General features: G+C 73.5%; 10 protein-coding genes. 5 read left to right on the top strand and 5 right to left on the bottom strand.

The features are described 5' to 3' along the window. Window positions 1-3: 3 nt before the first annotated feature. Both ACWCXH_RS00110 and ACWCXH_RS00115 read right to left on the bottom strand, forming a co-directional pair. The gene (locus ACWCXH_RS00110) at window positions 4-768 is read right to left on the bottom strand and encodes an ABC transporter ATP-binding protein (protein ID WP_449799009.1); all 765 of its coding nucleotides are present in this window, start codon (window positions 766-768) and stop codon (window positions 4-6) included. Further along, entirely contained in the window at window positions 765-1,268 is a 504-nt protein-coding gene (locus ACWCXH_RS00115) for a PadR family transcriptional regulator (RefSeq protein ID WP_238864452.1), read from the bottom strand. The genes ACWCXH_RS00110 and ACWCXH_RS00115 overlap by 4 nt, the downstream gene beginning before the upstream one ends. 147 nt (window positions 1,269-1,415) lie before the next feature. Between ACWCXH_RS00115 and ACWCXH_RS00120 the strand changes: the two genes are divergently transcribed. The 5 genes from ACWCXH_RS00120 to ACWCXH_RS00140 all read left to right on the top strand — a co-directional run bounded on the left by ACWCXH_RS00120 (window position 1,416) and on the right by ACWCXH_RS00140 (window position 8,226). After that, a complete protein-coding gene (locus tag ACWCXH_RS00120) occupies window positions 1,416-2,723 on the top strand; it encodes an ABC transporter substrate-binding protein (RefSeq protein WP_449799010.1) in 1,308 nt (435 codons plus the stop codon). A 197-nt stretch (window positions 2,724-2,920) separates the two neighbouring features. After that, window positions 2,921-4,621, top strand: a complete 1,701-nt coding sequence (locus ACWCXH_RS00125; RefSeq protein WP_449799011.1) for a glycoside hydrolase family 13 protein — start codon at window positions 2,921-2,923, stop codon at window positions 4,619-4,621. 63 nt (window positions 4,622-4,684) lie between these two features. Further along, complete coding sequence (locus ACWCXH_RS00130; RefSeq protein WP_449799012.1) at window positions 4,685-6,016, top strand: ABC transporter substrate-binding protein; 1,332 nt, start codon at window positions 4,685-4,687, stop codon at window positions 6,014-6,016. Window positions 6,017-6,022: 6 nt separating this feature from the next. Then, the gene (locus tag ACWCXH_RS00135; protein ID WP_449799013.1) at window positions 6,023-7,342 is read left to right on the top strand and encodes a carbohydrate ABC transporter permease; all 1,320 of its coding nucleotides are present in this window, start codon (window positions 6,023-6,025) and stop codon (window positions 7,340-7,342) included. Beyond that, a complete protein-coding gene (locus tag ACWCXH_RS00140) occupies window positions 7,339-8,226 on the top strand; it encodes a carbohydrate ABC transporter permease (RefSeq protein WP_449799014.1) in 888 nt (295 codons plus the stop codon). Before ACWCXH_RS00135 ends, ACWCXH_RS00140 begins: the two co-directional genes overlap by 4 nt. Here the strand turns inward: ACWCXH_RS00140 and ACWCXH_RS00145 are convergent. From ACWCXH_RS00145 to ACWCXH_RS00155, 3 genes are all read right to left on the bottom strand, one after another. Further along, the gene (locus ACWCXH_RS00145) at window positions 8,215-12,384 is read right to left on the bottom strand and encodes an SAV_2336 N-terminal domain-related protein (protein WP_449799015.1); all 4,170 of its coding nucleotides are present in this window, start codon (window positions 12,382-12,384) and stop codon (window positions 8,215-8,217) included. The two genes, ACWCXH_RS00140 and ACWCXH_RS00145, sit on opposite strands and share 12 nt — an antisense overlap. A gap of 74 nt (window positions 12,385-12,458) precedes the next feature. Continuing rightward, window positions 12,459-13,532, bottom strand: a complete 1,074-nt coding sequence (locus tag ACWCXH_RS00150; RefSeq protein ID WP_449799016.1) for an AAA family ATPase — start codon at window positions 13,530-13,532, stop codon at window positions 12,459-12,461. Next, entirely contained in the window at window positions 13,529-15,166 is a 1,638-nt protein-coding gene (locus ACWCXH_RS00155; protein ID WP_449799017.1) for a VMAP-C domain-containing protein, read from the bottom strand. Before ACWCXH_RS00155 ends, ACWCXH_RS00150 begins: the two co-directional genes overlap by 4 nt. Between the last annotated feature and the right edge of the window lie 36 nt (window positions 15,167-15,202).

A 15,202-nucleotide genomic window follows, 5' to 3' on the forward strand; every position in this document is an offset into this window, starting at 1 on the left:
CGGTCACCCGCCGAAGTCGATGACGTCGCGGACCCCGTTGGCGCTGCGCCAGGCTGCCGGGGGCTCCTCCACCCGGGCGTCGTCGGCGATCCGGCCGTCGAACAGGCTGACGACCCGGTCGGCGGTGCTCGCCGCCCGGGCGTCGTGGGTGACCAGCACGATGGTGGTGCCCTGCTCGTGGTAGCGGCTGAGCAGCGCGAGGACGTCGCGGGTGCTGCGGCTGTCGAGGTTCCCGGTCGGCTCGTCGGCGAGGAGCAGCTGCGGCCGGTTGACCAGGGCGCGGGCCAGGGCGACCCGCTGGCGCTCGCCGCCGGAGAGCTCGCCGGGCCCGGCGGTGGCCTTGTGCGCGAGGCCGAGGTCGGCCAGGAGTTCCTCGCGGCGTTCCCGGGCGGTGCGGCCGGACATGCCCGCGAGCACCGCGGTGAGTTCGATGTTGTCGGCGACGGAGAAGTCGGAGAGCAGGTTGCCGCTCTGGAAGACGATGCCGTAACGGCGGCGGCGCAGGCGGGCCCAGGCGGCCTCGCGGAGCCGGTCGACCCGGCGGCCGTCGAGCCGCAGCTCGCCCTCGTCGGGCCGCAGCAGGCCGCCGAGGAGGTGCAGCAGGGTGGACTTGCCGGCGCCCGAGGGGCCGGTGACGGCGACGAACTCGCCCCGGTCGATCCGCAGGCTGACGCCGCGGACCGCGGGTATCAGGGTCGAGCCGCTCAGGTGCGAGCGCACCAGGGCGTCGGCGGCCAGCAGCGGCGGGGTGGGCTCCGCGCCGGTCATGTCAGCTCCTCCTGGCAGCGCTCCAGCCAGTCGAGGTCGGCCTGCAGGTGCAGCACCGCGCCCTCGATCAGCAGCAGCGAGGTCCGGTTGCCGCGCTCGGTGGCGGCCAGCTTGTTGAGTCCGCGCATCGTGTTGATGCAGTGCCGGCGCTGGTTGTTGATCAGCGTCAGCCGGTCGGCGAGGTCGGTGCCTTCGGCCAGGATGAGCTTCATGAAGAACTCGTCCCTGACCCGGGGCCCCTCGGTGGGCGCCTCGAACCAGCCGGCGAGTTCCTCGGTGCCCTTCTCCGTGATCTCGTAGACCTTCTTGTCCGGTCTGCCTTCCTGGGTCACCTCGGTGCCGCGGATCAGGCCGGACTTCTCCAGTCGGCTCAGGGTCACGTAGATCTGGCCGATGTTCGGCTGAGGGTACGCCGCGCCGAAGGTCTGCTCAAGCCCCTGCTTGAGCTCGTACCCGTAGGCGGGCTGCCGGGCCAGCAGCGCCAGCAGCTGATGGCGCACCGGGCGTCACCTCTTCCTCTTCGTTCATCGTCGCTGGTTACACCTCGGTCACACAGTACGGGCAGGTGGGCACCCGCGAGCAGGGAGGCCGTATAAAGGGACGTGCGTCGGCGCCCACCCGCGCGCGCGGCGGAACGAAGGAGCTCCATGGAAGACCGGCCGCCCACCGGGCCCGACCCGGGCCGCCGGCGCGTGACGCGCGCGCTGGTGGGCGGGGCGGCGGTGCTCGCGGCCGGCGGCGCCTCCGCCTGGTTCGGCCTGGCCGGGCGCACGGCGGCGGCGGGCGACCCGGAGGGCGTCGGGCCGGTCACGCTGGCCACCGGCCGGGACACCACGGGCTACCTGCGCGGGCTGCTGGCCGACTGGAACGCCGAGCACCCGGACCAGCCTGCCGAGCTGGTCGAGCTGCCCGAGGCGGCGGACGAGGTGCACGCCCAGCTCGCCGGGGAGCTGTCGGCCGGCGGCAGCCGGTTCGACGTGCTCAACCTCGACGTGGTGTGGACGGCGGAGTTCGCGGCCCGGCGCTGGACCGTCCCGCTGGACGAGTCGGACTTCACGCTGGACGGCTTCCTGCCCCCGGTCGTCCGGACCGGCCGCTACGACGGGCGGCTGTACGCGGTGCCGTTCGTCGCCAACGCCGCCCTCCTGTACTACCGCAGCGACGTGCTGGCCGCCGCCGGTGAGCAGCCGCCCACCACGTGGGACGAACTGGCCCGGCAGGCGCGGACGCTGGCCCCCGCGCACGGACTGGCCGGGTACGCCGGCCAGCTGAGCCCGTACGAGGGGCTCTCCGTCAACGCGCTGGAGGCCATCCGCTCGGCCGGCGGGGACCTGCTGGCCGGCGACGGGTCGGTCGTGGTCGACAGCCCGCAGGCCAGGGCCGGGCTGGAGTTCCTGGCCGGAGGTGTGCGCGACGGCTGGATCCCGGCCGAGGTGCTCGGCTACCAGGAGGAGGAGTCCCGCGCGGCGTTCGGCCGGGGCGGCCTGCTCTTCCTGCGGAACTGGCCGTACGTCTACCACGCGGTCGGCGAGCCCGGTTCGCCGGTGGAAGGGCGGTTCGGCGTGGTGCCGCTGCCCGGCCCGCACGGGCCCGGCAGCGGAGTGCTGGGCGGATCGGGGCTGGCGGTCAGCCGGTTCTCCCGGCGCCAGCGCACCGCGCGGGCGCTGATCGGCTACCTGACGAGCCGCCGGGCACAGTCCCGCGTACTGACCGACGGCGGGCTGCCGCCGGTCCGGGCGGACCTCTACACGGACCCGGACCTGACGGCCCGCTTCCCGTACCTTCCCGCGCTGCGCACGGCGATCCTGGCGGCCGGGGCGCGCCCCGGCGTGCCGCAGTACCAGCAGCTGAGCCTCGCGTTCAGCGAGTCGGCGTTCGAGGTCGTGTCGGGCCGTCGGACCGCCGGGGCGGCGCTGCCCCGGCTGGCCGCCGACCTGCGCGCCATCGTCGGCTGAGCCGACGTCGGCGGGGCGCTCGGCCCGCACTCGCTCGTCCTCTACCCGCGAGTACCTAACGAATACCTAACACGTATCTATGCTCGCGCGGGCCCCTCCTTCCGTAACTCCCGAGAAACCTGACCAAACAAGGGCTTAACACGGGCCATCTTTGCCTGCTATACCTAACGCGAATGCATAACCGTTGGAGTAGCGAGATGCCCACCCCCACCCTCCCCGACGGCGACGCGGTCACCCTTCCGCGCGCCCGGTCACACTCCCCCGCCATCCCCGCCGTCCGTGCCTGGTGGCGCGACGCCGTGATCTACCAGATCTACGTGCGCAGCTTCCGCGACACCGACGGCGACGGTGTCGGCGACCTCGCCGGCGTCCGCGAACAGCTGCACCACGTACGGCAGCTGGGCGCGGACGGCGTCTGGCTCAACCCGTTCTACGTCTCGCCCCAGCACGACCACGGCTACGACATCGCCGACCACTGCGCCGTCGACCCGGTCTACGGCGACCTCGCGGAGTTCGACCGCCTCGTGACGGACTGCCGGCTGCTCGGCCTCAAGCTCGTCCTCGACGTCGTGCCCAACCACTGCTCCAGCGAGCACCCGTGGTTCCAGAAGGCGCTGGCCAACGGCCCGGACAGCCCCGAACGGGCACGGTTCCACTTCGCCGACGGGCGCGGCGCGGACGGCGAGCTGCCGCCCAACAACTGGCGGGCCATGTTCGGCGGCCCGGCCTGGAGCCGGGTCACCGAGGCCGACGGCCGGCCCGGCCAGTGGTACCTCCACCTGTTCACTCCGGAGCAACCGGACTTCAACTGGCGCAACCCCGACGTCGCCGCCCACTTCGAGGAGGTGCTGCGGTTCTGGCTGGCCCGCGGCGTGGACGGCTTCCGGATCGACGTCGCGGCCGGGCTGTTCAAGCACCCCGACCTGCCGGACTCCCCCGACCCGGACGCGGACGAACGCACCCGCGACTCGGTCAACCCGCTGGCCTGGAACCAGCCGGAGGTGCACGGGGTCTGGCGCCGGTGGCGCGCGATCTGCGAGGAGTACACCGCCCGCGACGGCCGCGAGCGGCTGCTGGTCGGCGAGGCCTCCGTGCCCACGCCGGCGGAGCAGGCGCTGTACGTGCGCCCCGACGAACTGCACCAGGCCTTCTTCTTCCACCTGCTGCACGCGCCGTGGGACCTCGCACACTTCCACCGGGTCATCGACGACGCCGTGCGGGACATCACCGCCACCGGCTCGACGGTCACCTGGGTGCTCAACAACCACGACCAGGTCCGCACGGCCAGCCGGTTCGCGGGCGACGACCCCGCTGCCGGCCCCGCCCGCGCGAAGGCGGCCGCCCTGCTGATGCTGGCCCTCCCCGGAGCCGCCTACATCTACCAGGGCGAGGAACTCGGACTGCCCGAAGTCCTGGACCTCCCGGACGAGTTGATCACCGACCCGATCTTCCGCCGGACCGGCAGCCGGGCCGGGATCCGCGACGGCTGCCGGATACCGCTGCCCTGGTCCGGCCCCGAGGCGCCGTTCGGCTTCAGCCCGCCGGACAGTGCGGCCACGCCCTGGCTGCCGCAGCCGGCCTCGTTCGCCGCGCACACGGCCGAGCGGCAGCGGGCCGACGCCGGATCCGTGTTCCACCTCTACCGCACCGCCCTGCAGTTGCGCCGTGAACTCCCCCAGCTCGGCGAGGGCACGCTGCGGTGGCTGGAGGCCCCACCCGGAGTCCTCGCGTTCGTCCGCGGCGAGGGGCTGGTGTGCGCCGTCAACTTCGGCGGCGCCCCCGCTCCGGCCCCGGTCCCCGGTCCGCCGCTACTGGCCAGCGGCCCGTGCGCCGACGGCGTCCTGCCGCCCGCCACCGCTGCCTGGTGGATCAACTCCACGACCACTCACCTGATCTGACGTTACGTCATGGATGTCAGAGAACCTCGTGAACCCACCCACCCCACGAAGGAAGTCCCGACGATGAGACTCCGCAGCATCCTCCCCGCCATGTCCGCCGCCGTCGTCCTCGCCGCCACCGCGACCGCCTGCGGCAGCAGCGGCGGTGGTGGCACCGCAGCCGACTCCGCCACCCAGGAACTCAAGGGCCAGAGCCTGACCGTCGCCGCCGTGTGGAGCGGCGCCGAGCAGGAGAACTTCAAGAAGGTGCTCGACGCCTTCACCGCGAAGACCGGCGCCACCGTCAGCTACACCTCCACCGGCGACAACCTCTCCACCGTGGTCGGCAGCAAGATCGAGGGCGGCGACCCGATGGACGTGGTCATGGTCGCCCAGCCCGGCGTCATCAAGCAGTTCGCCGACAAGGGGTGGCTCGCACCGCTCTCGGCCGCCGTCACCGACGCCGCGAAGAAGAACTACGCCGGCATCTGGTCCAGCCTCGGCACCGTCAACGGCACCCAGTACGGCCTCTACTTCAAGGCCGCCGACAAGTCCACCGTCTGGTACAGCCCCACCGCCTTCCAGAACGCCGGCGTCCAGCCCCCGGCCACCTTCGACGACCTGCTCAAGACCGGCCGGGCGCTCTCCGACTCCGGCACCCCGGCCTTCTCCGTCGCCGGCCAGGCCGGCTGGCCCCTGACCGACTGGTTCGAGAACGTCTACCTCTCCCAGGCCGGGCCCGAGCTCTACGACAAGCTCACCCGGCACGAGATCCCGTGGACCGACCCGTCCGTCATCAAGGCCCTGACCACCCTCGGCAAGGTCCTCGGCGACCCGCAACTCGTCGCGGGCGGCGGGCAGGGCGCCCTGCAGACCGACTTCCCCACCTCCGTGCAGCAGGTCTTCGGCGCCCAGCCCAAGGCCGCCATGACCTACGAGGGCGACTTCGTCGGCGGCGTCATCGCCTCCGAGCTGAAGAAGCAGGTCGGCACCGATGCCAAGGTGTTCCCCTTCCCCGCCGTGGACGGCGGCAAGGCCCCGGTGATGGGCGCGGGCGACGCGGCGGTCGTCCTCAAGGGCGCCAAGCACGCCGAGGCCGCGCAGAAGTTCGTCGAGTTCCTGGCCGGCCCCGAGGCCGCGGCCGTCTGGGCCAAGGCCGGCGGCTTCATCTCGCCCAACAAGGCCGTCGACCCGTCCGTCTACCCCGACGACACCACCCGGCAGTTCGCCAAGTCGGTGATCGACGCCGGCGACGCCTTCCGCTTCGACATGTCGGACCAGGCCCCGGCCGCGTTCGGCGGCACCGCGGGCCAGGGCGAGTGGAAGGACCTCCAGGACTTCCTCGCCAACCCCTCCGACGTCCAGGGCGCCGCGGCCAGGCTCGAAGCCGACGCCGCCAAGGCGTACAAGGGCTGATCCGACATGTCTCTGCGCTCATCCCGCGGGGACCGGGCATCCGGTGGCGCCCTCCGGCGCCACCGGGGCCTCGCCCTGCTGTTCGTCCTGCCCGCCCTGCTCCTGCTCGGCGCCCTCGTCGTCTACCCCATCGGGTACTCGGTGGTCCGCAGCCTCTTCGACGCCTCCGGCCACCGCTTCGTCGGGCTCGACAACTACGGCACCGCCTTCACCGACCACGCCACCCTCACCGCCGTGCGCAACAACGCGATCTGGGTCGCCGTCGCCCCGGCGCTGGTGACCGCGATCGGCCTGGTGTTCGCGGTGCTGACCGAGAAGGTCCGCTGGGCCACCGCGTTCAAGCTGCTCGTCTTCATGCCGATGGCGATCTCCTTCCTCGCCGCCGGGATCATCTTCCGCACGGTGTACGACGCCGACCCGCACCGCGGGGTGCTCAACGCCGCCGCCGTCGCCGTCCACGACACCTTCGCCGACCAGCCCTCCTACCCGGGCGCCCGGCCGCGCCCCGGCACCGGCCTCGACCAGGCGCAGGGCGGCGACATCAAGGCGCCGGCCGCCACCCGCGCCGTGCTGCTGCCGCTCGTCGGCGTGCAGCCCGGCTCGCTCCCGGCCACCGCCCGCACGGCCGCGCAGCCGGCCGGCGGCGACGGGGTCAGCGGCACGGTGTTCCTCGACTTCGTCCCGGGTGGCGGCGGCCGCCCCGGGCAGCTGGACGCCGGCGCCGGAAAGAAGGGCCTGCCCGGAATCAAGGTCCAACTCCGGGACGGCGACCGGACCATCGCCACCACGACCACGGCCGCCGACGGCACCTTCCAGTTCGCCGCGGCACCGTCCGCCACCACCGCCGTGGTCCTGCCCGCCGCCGACTTCGCCGCCCCCTACCGCGGCGTCGACTGGCTCGGACCGGCATTCGTCACCCCCGCCATCATCGGCGCCTACACGTGGATCTGGGCCGGCTTCGCCATGGTCATCATCGCCGGCGGCCTCGCCAACCTGCCCCGCGAGACCATCGAGGCGGCCCGGATCGACGGCGCCGGCGAATGGCAGATCTTCCGCCGCATCACCGTGCCCCAACTCGCCCCGGTCCTCGGCGTCGTGTTCATCACCATGGTCATCAACGTGATGAAGATCTTCGACCTCGTCTACATCATCGCGCCCGGGCCGGTACAGCAGGACGCCGACGTGCTCGCGCTCCGGCTCTACCTCGTCTCCTTCGGAGGCGGCAACGACCAGGGCCTCGGCAGCGCGCTCAGCATCCTGCTGCTGCTCCTCGTCGTCCCGGTGATGCTCCTCAACATCCGACGCTTCCGAGGGAGCCGCGCATGACCACCACCTCGTCCGTCCCCGGCGGGCGGCCCTCCGTACCGCTCACGAGCCGGCTCGCCGCCCTCACGCGCAGCGGGCTCGTCCAGGCGGTGCTGATCGTCGCCGCCGTGGCCTGGCTGGTGCCCACCGTCGGCCTGCTCGTCTCCTCGCTGCGGCCCAAAGAGGCCGCCGCCACCGGTGGTTGGTGGACTGCGCTGACCCACCCCGCCCAGCTCACCCTGCAGAACTACACCGCTCTGCTCGGCGGCGGCGACGTACCCAAGGCACTGTGGAACACCGTGCTCATCAGCGTCCCGGCGACCCTGCTGACCGTCGCCCTCGCCGCGGGCGCCGGGTACGCCTTCGCCTGGATGCGGTTCCCCGGCCGGGACGGCATCTTCCTCGGCGTGGTCGGGCTGCTGGTCGTACCGGTCCAGGTCGGTCTCATCCCCGTCGCCAAACTGGAGGGCGCCGTCGGGCTGTTCGGCACCATCCCCGGTGTGGTGCTGTTCCACGTCGGCTACGGGCTGCCGTTCGCCGTGTTCCTGATGCGCAACCACTTCCTGGACATACCGGCCGAACTGCTGGAAGCAGCACGGATGGACGGCTGCGGGGAATGGCGGATCTTCCGCACCCTCGCCCTGCCGCTCGCCGCGCCGGCCGTCGCCTCGCTGTGCATCTTCCAGTTCCTCTGGGTCTGGAACGACATGCTGGTCGCGCTGATCTTCGCGGGCAACGACTCGCAGCCGCTCACCGTCTACCTGCAGTCCCAGATGCGGCAGTTCGGCAGCAACATGGACATCCTCGCGCCCGGCGCGTTCCTGTCCCTGATGGTGCCGGTGGTGGTGTTCCTCTGCTTCCAGCGGTTCTTCGTCCAGGGGGCGATGGCGGGGTCAGTGAAGTGAGGCGGCCGGGCCGTCACCTCCGCCGCCGCCGATCAGGCGGGCGATGGGACGGAGGCGGGGGTGGTGGGGGCCCAGGCAATGGAGGAGGTCAGCGTGGGCCGCGTTTGCAAGGCGGGTCGCCGCTTCGCGGTTCCCCATGGCGGCCCAGACCTGGGCGAGGCGCCAGCGGTTCTCGCCCCAGCCGGGGTGGGGACGGCTCTCGTCGTGCACCCGGCGGTGGAGGGCGGCCGCCTCTTCGAGGGCTTCCTCGGCCTCGTCGTACCGGCCGAGGGCGGAGAGCAGCATGCCGTACATGTCGAGCGCGGTGGCCAGCCGGTGCGGCTGCGTCTTGGCACGCTCCCGGCGGTAGGCGAGGACGGCGTCGGCGATATCCGAAATCTGCGCCAACTGCCTTTTTATGAGCTGCCGTTGTGTCGACTCCCCGGGCCGGCGCCCCTGGGGTGACTCCAGCCGGTCCAGGTACTCCCGCACGACGTCGACCAGCGTCTCGCTGGCGCTCATGATCACGTCGAGTCCGTCGGCATCCCGCGAAGTCCCCGCCTTGCGGATGCTCGTGACCAGGACCTCGCACACCGCGATGCTGGGACGCTCCTGAAGCAGCGAGAGCCGAGCCCGGTCGTGACGGATCGCCACCTCCAGCACGGCCACGTCCGGACGGACCGCGCCGAGTCGGAGCAGCCCGGTCCCCGCCTGCTCCAGGTGGGTCTCGGCCTCGGCCAGTCGGCCGGCCTCCAGCTCGGTGAGACCGAGTTCTCGCTGGATCTCCGCCTCGACGAGGGGGTCGGACCCTTCGGACTTCATCGTCTCGGCAGCAGCCTGGAGTTCGCTCCTGGACTCGTCCAACCGGAACAACTCGCGGTGAATGGCGGCCGTCAGGCGGCGGGCACGGACGATCTGGCCGTCGGGCAGCGCCAGTGCCTCGGCGACGCTTTCGAGGGCCTGCTCGAAGCGACCGGCGCCGAGGAGGACCTTGGCCATGAGCAGAGCCGGGTTCGCGGACGTGTACGTGTACGGCAACGTCCGGGCCAACGTCCGACGGTGGCGCAGGTACGCCTCGGCGGCGTCGAACTCGCCCTGGGCCGCGCGGAACCTGGCCAGCCGGTACAGGAGTTTGACACGCGTTTCCAGCGAGCGGTCGTCCACATCGGGATGCTGGAGCACCGTGTGGGCGTGCGGGAGGAGGGCCGTGCAGGCGGCCCATCGCTCGCGGGGGGTCGGGTCGGACCGAAAGGATTCGAGCACGGCACGTACGGCGGCGGACGCCCAGTTCATCCGCTCGTCCGGCGCCATCCGGGTCCGAACGGCCTGTTGCAGCCCGACGGGCATGTGGAAGGACACCGAACCGCGGCCGTCCGGCGTGACGCGCAGCAGCCTCGGAGCGGACACCCGGTTCAGGACCGGGGGCGAGAGCCCCGGGCCGCGTCCGCGAGCGGCTTGGAGGCCGTGGTTGATCAGCTCGACGGACAGCCCGGTGGGGGCCAGGAAGGCGCAGATGGTGAGGACGTCCAGTGCCTCCCGGCCTTCCTCCGCCAGTTCGTCGAGCAACGGACCGTAGTCGACCGGTAGTTCGCTTGCCGACCGGGCTGGGTCCGGGCCGGTCGCGGCAGCCGGTGACGACGCGGTGTCGGTTGCCTGGGCGAGCAGTCCGGGCAGGGCCGCCAGGTCGTCCTCCGGCGTTCCCGTGGGAGCGCCGGAGCGCGGATCCTTCGGTGGCTCGTCGGCGGGGAACTGGATGACGTGTCCGTCCAGGACGGCGCGGTCGCCGGTCAGCACCCGGGACGTGATGAGGACGCTGCCGTACCCTTCGGGCGGCCAGCGGTCCCCGAGCAGCGTGCGCGGCGAAGTGCCCGCCATCCAGCGCTCGTTCTCGGGCAGGTCCCGGCCGAGGTCGTCGATGACGATCAGCCAGCCGGGGTGCTCGACCAGCCACCGGTTCAGTACGGCCGCGGCGTCGCCGTCAAGGCCCTGCAGGACGGCCAGTTGGTCGAGGGACTCCGCGATGCTCGCGTAGTTGCGCCCGTCCACCCACCAGACCAACGAGTAGTCGGCCAGGTGCAAGTGCGCATAGGCGAGGGCGAGTGCGGTCTTTCCGATGCGGCCCGGGTGCTGGACGAGGCAGAGCGAGCGCCGTTCCGTGGGGTACTGCGTCCGGTGGGCGGCCGTGGCGGATCCCTCGGGGTGGAGGATGCGCTCGACCTGGAGGAGCCGGTTCTCCCATCCGGTCATGTCGGGGCGGCCCTGCGGGAGGTTGTTCCAAACCGGCTGGCTGGTGTCGGCCGGCCGCTGTGCGGGCCGCGTGGCGGTCACATCGACTTCCCGCGATCTGCGCCACAGCCACCGGCGTCGCGGGAGCTCGATGCCGAGGCTGATGGACTGTTCCTGGCGGATGGTGAGGGTGGATCCAACCCCCGCCTCCCGTACCCGCGACCCCGCCGGCAGACTGACCGCCAGCCGCTCCGCCAGCGCCCGGTCAGCGCCGCCGAGGCCGCGGAGCACCTCGACGGCGACCTCGGCGAACGGGACGCTCTCGGCCGGCAGCCCGGCGCCGCCCGCTGACCCGCCGTCCGCGAGCGCGGCCAGCGCGCGGAAGTCGAGCGTGCCGCCGAACGCGCCCGCCACCGACTGCGACACCCCGGCCAGCACACGCAGCACTTGGGCGGACTCGCTCCTCGTCAGGGTGCCGAGCAGCCGTTCCCGCACGCCCGGGCGGAAGTCGTACAGCACCGCCTCCGGGTCCTCGCCGGGCCGCTCGGGCGAGCGGCGTTCGAGCAGGCCCGACAGGTAGATCTCGGCGAGGTGCATGGCGGACGAGTCGCCGAGCATGGCCGCCTGGACGTGCCGCATGACCGGCAAACTCAGCGGTGCCGCGGCCAGGAACCCGGCCAGCTCGTACGCGGTCGGCGAGGCCTCCCGCCGGAAGCGGGCGAGCAGTCCGGCGGGCGGCTCCTCGGCGGGCGGTTCGGGCTCGCCGAAGGTCATCGCCCCGTCCAGCGGCACCGCCAGCGCCGGTGTCCAGTCCGACGCCCGCCCCGACAGCATCCGGGCCCAGGGCGCGAGCCAGTCCGCCCGCAGCTCCAGGACCCCGGCCCAGGCTGTCCCGCGGGTGCCCCACCCGTCGTCGTCCGGCACGTAGACGACCGTCGGGCGCTCCCCCGGCCGGACCCGGGCCCGGGTCGGAACGGGCCGCAGCGCCGTGCGGTGCCAGTGCCGTCGTGGCAGCACCTGGAGGACGGTGACCGGTGCGTGCCGGCTCCACTCGCGCATCACCGCGGGCAGCGCGCCGCCGTGCCAGAGCGGTCCGACGCCGTCTGTGAGCAGCAGGATCACGCGGCGCCCGCGCGGGTCGGCGGACAGCCCGAAGTCCCGTCCCTGCGCGCCCGCGCCGCGCGGTGTCAGGGCGGGCGTTCCGGCGCGGTCGTGCACCGACCAGGCGCGTACGCGGTGGAACGCGCCGTGGCGGCGCAGCAGTGCGACGAGTTCGTCGCCGAGGGCGGACCAGACCGCCATGGTCGGGCCGCCGTCCACCACGAGGTCCACGTCGAGCCAGCGTTCGGGGGCGCCGCGCCACACCGGGAGCAGCAGTCCGGCCTGGCCGGAGATGGAGACGGTGGCCTCCTCGTCCAGGACCAGCTCGTGGGCGGACCGGACGGTGCGGCGCAGCGGGCGCAGGGCGCGGGAGAGTGCGAGGGTGCCGGTCAGCGCGGGTCGGGCGGGGCTGCGGACGGTCGCCGCGGGGGCCGACTCCAGCGCACGAGGCCCCGGCGTGGGCGGCAGGTGGAGCGGGATCACCGGCTCGGGCTCGGCCGGTTGTGGTACGGGAGCCGCGCCGGCCGGTGCCGCAGCGGGAGCGGGCTCCGCACCGTCCTCCGCCGCGGCCCGGTCCACTGCCGCCCTCAGCGCCGCGCTCCACGCCGCCGTGGCCCGTTCGTCCGCCTCCGTGTCGATGGCGGGCAACGGCGGCAGCACCAGGCCCGGCCCGTGCCCCTGCTGGTGCGGCGCGGCCGACGGCGGGTCGGGCCGCAGGCCGCAGGCCCGCGCGAGCCAGAGCACGTCGGCCAGGTCGCGCGGGTCGGTGCTGCCCTCGGGTTCGGCGCCGTCGGCGGTCAGGAGGCGGCCGAGCTGGCGGAGCAGTTCCGGGGGCACGGGGGTGGCGGGCACGGCGGGGTCAGCGCTCCTCGGGGGAAGGCGGAAGGCCTGGCGCGCCGACTGCCCGCACGGTCCGGGACGTCATGTCAGCGTTCCTCCAGGGAGCGCAGGAGGTTCCGGTCGACGAGGTGCCGGCCGGCCTCGTCGTCCCACAGGCCGCGGGCGGCCATCAGCAGGGCGTTGAGCAACTGGTCGTTGGCGAGGTCGGCGCCCTCCTCGTGCTGCTTGGCGAGGAAGCGGGCGATCAGCTGCTCGCGGACCTCGGCGGGGACGGCCGCCGGGCCGGTGAGGTGGGCGGCGACCATCCGGGCCAGCTTGTCGGGACCCGGGCGGGGGATCTCCAGGCGCAGGCAGCGGCGGAGGAAGGCGGGCGGGAACTCGCGCTCCTCGTTGCTGGTGAGGACGACCAGCGGGAACTCGGTGCAGCGGACCCGGCCGCGGTGCAGCGAAGCCCGGCCGTCGTCGTCGGCGGTCATCACCTGGGCGTCCTCGTCGTCGAGTCGGCTGAGTTCCGGGATGACGAACTCGCCCTCCTCGAACACGGTGAGCAGGTCGTTCGGCAGGTCGAGGTCGGCCTTGTCGATCTCGTCGACGAGCAGCACCCGGGGCCGGTCCCAGGGCAGCAGTGCGGTGCCGAGCGGGCCGAGCCTCAGGTAGGGGCCGATGCCGGGGGCGGGCCGGGAGCGGGCGTCGGCGTCGGCGGGGCGCAGCCCGGTGTCCTGGAGGCGGCCGATCGCGTCGTAGTGGTACTGCCCCTCCTGGAGGGTGGAGCGGCTGGTGATCGGCCAGTGCAGCACCGGGCCGAGCCGCAGCTCGTGCGCGACGCTGTACGCGAGCGTGGACTTGCCGACCCCCGGCGGGCCGGTGACCAGCAGCGGGCGGCGCAGGTGCAGGGCCATGTTGACGAGGTGGATCTCCTTCTCGTCGGCCTGGTAGGCGGCGGCCTGGTGGGCGCGGCCGAGCTTGCGGGCGGCCACCGTCTCGGCCATCTCCGGCGGTGCGGGCAGCTCGGCCGCGTCGCCGTCGCGGCGGAAGGAGCGCCAGGGCGGGGCGTCGGGGAGGTCGTGGATGCCGTCGTGCGGGGCGCCGGTGGAGCGGTAGATCCACCAGGCCGGACCGTCGGCACGGTTCTGGGCCGCGCCGTCTCGGGAGGAGGTCAAGTGCGTGGTCCTTCCGGCGATGCGGATACGGGGGCGCGGAACGGGGCCGGGGCGAGCCAGGCGGCGTGCCCGGGCTCGTCCCAGAGCAGGGTGAGGTGGTGGCCGAGGTCCGTCCGGTCGTCCTCGCTGGCCGCGCGGCGGCGGCGCTGCACGTGGGCGGCCAGCGCGGGCAGCTGGGCGGCCGCCAACTCGCCGAGCAGCACGTGGAGTTCGGCCGGGCTGCCGGTGTCGTCACGCCGCCAGATCATGACCGGGATGCCCTCGCGCACGGCGTCCTTGACGGCCTGGTGCCCGACCTCGCGCCGCTTCGGGTGGTAGGCGTACGGGAAGGACAGCGCCAGGATCGCGGTCTGCGGGCGGCTGTCCAGCCACCGCCGGACGTCGCCCTTGGTGCCCCCGAGGTGCAGGGTGCGCCCGGTGAGCTCGGCGTCGATCGGGGCGGTGCCGTCGCAGTGCACGATCCAGCCGGGCAGGTCGGCGACGGTGCCCGGGCCGCAGCTCTCCACCGTGGCTTCCAGGGCCCGCCACTTGTTCTTCCACGCGGTGTGCCAGAACGCGGACCTGATCCGGTCCAACGAGCGCACCACGACCGGGAAGTGCATGCCGACGGGGTAGTCGTCCTCGTCCATCGGCCACAGCTCGGCGGGGTGGCCGAGCAGGGACCAGGGCAGCAGGAACTCCACCCGCAGTCCGTCGGCGTTCGCGGCCGCGGCGGCCAGGTCGCCCCACGTGGTCAGGTGCCGGCTGCCGTGCCGCTCCAGGGCCGAGCGCGGCAGCGGTTCGTCGCCCGCCCGCTTGGAGATCAGGCGCCAGGGCTGCTCGGTGGCGTCGTAGAGGGCGGCCTCGAAGACGTACACGGGCTCGGTGTCCGAGCCGACCGGCGAGACGTCGTCCAGCGTGATCTGCAGGACCAGCGGGTGGTGCTGGGCCGGGCCGGTGGTTTCGTGGTCCTGCCTCGTCGGGGCGGCCAGGTCGTCCTCCGCCAGCCCGAGTTCGCGAGCGTACCGCTCGACCAGGTCGGTCAGCGGGACGGCCTGCGGACCCGGGCACGCGGCGGCGAGCCGGACGAGGAAGCGCAGCAGCAACGGGGGCCCGTCGCCCAGGCGGGCCTGGTTGAGCCGGCTCACCGCCTCCGGCAGGCCGTCCTGCGGCCGGACCGGGTGGGTCTCGCCCGGTGCGCACGCGGACTCCACCAGGTGCAGCACCCGGGCGGGCCGCGGCTGCGGGTCCAGCGAACGCAGCGTCCGCAGGAGGACGAGCTGCGCCTGCGGGGCCAGCAGCCCGGGCTCGGCGACGGCGTCGACGGCGGCGTCCAGCCACCCGACGGCGGCGGTGCCGGGACGCAACGTGCTCAGGACGTCGGCGAGTTGGATCAGGGCGTGGGACGGCTCGTGCCACTGGCGGCAGGCATGGACCAGGTTCAGGAGGTGGTCCCGTGCCTGCGGGCTGTCCGGCACGACGAACGGCGCGGCGGGACCGAGCCGGTAGCGCAGCTCGCCCAGCACGAGGTGGCGGAACTCCGGCTGGTGGAGGTCCGCGACCTCGCAGAGGAACTCGTGCAGCACGGCGTCCGCCTTGGCCGACCACGGCGCCCAGCCGCCGGGCCCGTCGGCCGTCGGGTCGACGCCGGGCACGTGCGTACTGGGTAGGGGCCCTGGTGGGCGGGGGTG

The sequence above is a fragment of the Kitasatospora sp. NPDC001660 genome, assembly GCF_053596725.1.